Genomic DNA, 1,056 nt, shown 5'->3' on the forward strand with positions numbered 1-1,056 from the left:
TCTACTACAGATAGATATTATTCCAACTTCAAGACACTACTAGTTGCATGTAAGAAATCAAGTGAATACAATAAAATACAAAGAGATGCAATAATCATATCAGAAGATGAAACCTATGATTTTATGGAAGCAATTACAAATGGATAAGTATTCATTCATCATTAAGTGGATAATTGTAAGTACATGTCTTATGACTAGCATGGCTAGCCGTGCTAGCTGTTCAGAAGAACAAATTAAAAACATACGAGATATCGCTCTTAGAAACTACAATAGCAGTAAATACGTTGCAGCTGAAAAATCACTAAGTGATTATTATTCTAAATGTGGTTTTTCTGAAATGGCAAGTGAATCTGACCAAGTTCTGAATCAAGGGCTTTGGCTTATAAGTGATTTAATGCTATATAGAGGAAAAACAAAAAATTATCTTGGTTGTTTATCATTAGATGATGATGTTTATTTAACTTGGGCTAAAAGCGATCCAGCTCGCTACTCTGATGCTGCTCAAAAAGCCATACAAACAAATTTGGCAAAATGCAACTCAGAGTTAAATGCTATATATATAAAACCTGAGACATGCCCGATAAAGGGGCATGAAGACTTATTTGCAATACCTGCATCATGGAAGCAGAAAAGCAATTTATTTAACGAGATTTCGTGTATTGGATTTTCAAACAACTCACAAGATTACTTGACGTTGGAAGATAAAGATAGCCCTGACAATGAAGGAATGAATTCAATAGCGCGGTTAGATGTTCTGTATGTAAGCGATGTTAAAATGAAAATGGATACATCAATCAATAAAAGAAATTGGATAAAACAATACAAACTAGATCCTATATATTTTGAATCCATAAATGGAAATTTATGGGGGATGGATACATGTTACACCTTAACCCCGAATTTTGGTTACGAACCAGGAATGATATTCCTAGATGGTGACTCGATGCCATGTGAAGGTGGCACCGCTAGAAATATAAACCGATTAATTGTAAACCTAGAATTTCCATTCAAAGCAAAGATAATACAAGAAACCAATCATTCAGTTAAGTGACATTC

1 protein-coding gene is annotated in these 1,056 nt (G+C 33.6%); it reads left to right on the forward strand.

Features of this window, described 5'->3' with window-relative positions; translation table 11 throughout:
• Nucleotides 1-199 precede the first annotated feature (199 nt).
• Nucleotides 200-1,051: a hypothetical protein gene (locus ACRCYC_RS08525; protein ID WP_438618686.1), complete on the forward strand. Its 852-nt coding sequence runs from the start codon at nt 200-202 to the stop codon at nt 1,049-1,051.
• The last annotated feature ends 5 nt before the right edge of the window (nt 1,052-1,056 follow it).

Origin of the sequence: Paraclostridium sp. (assembly GCF_051657365.1) — a bacterium.
Classification (GTDB): Bacteria; Bacillota; Clostridia; order Peptostreptococcales; family Peptostreptococcaceae; genus Paraclostridium.

Excerpts from the sequence above, each read along its gene's own strand:
- ACRCYC_RS08525 (WP_438618686.1), top strand. The coding sequence starts at position 200 with ATGGCTAGCCGTGCTAGCTGTTCAGAAGAACAAATTAAAAACATACGA.